The following is a 1,571-nucleotide window of genomic DNA, read 5'->3' on the forward strand; positions in this document are numbered from 1 at the left end:
GAACTCCACGGCCTGTCCGTGCAGCTCGCCGAGGCCCTGGCCGAGTACTGGCACGCCCGCGTCCGCTCCGAACTCGGCCACGCCGGCGAGGACCCGGGCACGGTCGACGGCCTGCTGAACACCGACTACCGAGGCTGCCGCTACTCGCTCGGCTACCCGGCCTGCCCCGACCTGGAGGACCGGGCCAAGATCGCCGAACTGCTGCGGCCCGAACGCATCGGGGTTCACCTCTCCGAGGAGTTCCAGCTCCACCCGGAGCAGTCCACCGACGCCATCGTCGTCCACCACCCGGAAGCCAGTTACTTCAACACCGGAGGCCGGCCGTGACGACCTTCTCCTTCGAGTTCTTCCCCCCGAAGACGGAGAACGGCGAACGCGCCCTCTGGGAGGCGATCCGCCAGGTGGAGGCACTCCGCCCCGACTTCGTGTCCGTCACCTACGGCGCCGGCGGCTCCTCACGCGAGCGCACCGTCGCGGTCACCCGCCGCATCGCCGCCGAGACCACGCTGCGGCCCGTCGCCCACCTCACCGCCGTCGGCCACTCCGCCGCCGAACTGCGCCGGATCATCGGCGAGTACGCGGACGCCGGGATCCGGGACGTGCTGGCCCTGCGAGGCGACCCGCCCGGCGACCCGGCCGGCCCGTGGATCCCTCACCGCGAAGGCTTCACCTACGCGCGTGAGCTCGTCGAATTCGTCCGCTCCCTCGGTGACTTCACGATCGGAGTCGCCGCGTTCCCGGAGCGGCATCCGCGCTCGCCGGACTGGGAGAGCGACATCCGCCATTTCGTCGCCAAGTGCCGGGCGGGGGCCGACTACGCCATCACCCAGATGTTCTTCGACGTCGACGACTACCTCCGGCTGCGTGACCGGGTCGCCTCGGCGGGCTGCGACACGCCGATCATCCCGGAGATCATGCCGGCCACCGACGTGCGGCAGATCCGCCGCTTCGCCGAGCTGTCCGGTGCCGCCTTCCCGGAAGACCTCGCCCACCGCCTGGAACAGGCGCGCGGCAACCCGGCCGCCGGACACCGGATCGGTGTCGACCATGCCACGGCCATGGCCGACCGGCTGCTGGCCGAAGGCGCTCCCGGGCTGCACTACATCACTCTCAACCGGTCCACCGCCGCCCTCGACATCCACCGCAACCTCCAGACATCCAGGAGCCTCAGTGCCCACTGACCGCAGCGACTTCACGGACTTCAAGGTCGCCGACCTGTCCCTGGCCGAGTTCGGCCGCAAGGAGATCACCCTGGCCGAGCACGAGATGCCCGGTCTGATGGCGATCAGTAAGGAGTACGCCGAGGCGCAGCCGTTGCGGGGTGCCCGGGTTACGGGTTCGCTGCATATGACGGTGCAGACCGCTGTGCTGATCGAGACGCTGGTCTCGCTCGGTGCGGAGGTGCGGTGGGCGTCGTGCAACATCTTCTCCACCCAGGACCACGCCGCGGCCGCGATCGCGGTCGGTCCGGACGGCACTCCGGACGACCCGCGGGGTGTCCCGGTGTTCGCGTGGAAGGGGGAGACGCTGGAGGAGTACTGGTGGTGCACGGAGCAGGCGCTGACCTGGCC

Annotated in this window: 3 protein-coding genes; all 3 read left to right on the forward strand. The window is 70.4% G+C overall.

What is annotated here, in order from left to right; genetic code table 11:
- Positions 1-327 (forward strand): vitamin B12 dependent-methionine synthase activation domain-containing protein (locus ACWD3O_RS33985; RefSeq protein WP_451418561.1); only part of this gene is annotated, 327 nt, incomplete at its 5' end.
- Positions 324-1,181 (forward strand): methylenetetrahydrofolate reductase [NAD(P)H], encoded by an 858-nt coding sequence (gene metF / locus ACWD3O_RS33990; RefSeq protein WP_451418562.1) that lies wholly within the window; start codon positions 324-326, stop codon positions 1,179-1,181. The genes ACWD3O_RS33985 and metF, both read left to right, overlap by 4 nt.
- Positions 1,171-1,571, forward strand: a 401-nt coding sequence (locus ACWD3O_RS33995) for an adenosylhomocysteinase (protein WP_451418563.1), incomplete at its 3' end; no start/stop codon positions are given. The genes metF and ACWD3O_RS33995, both read left to right, overlap by 11 nt.

It is taken from the genome of Streptomyces sp. NPDC002640 (assembly GCF_053592575.1).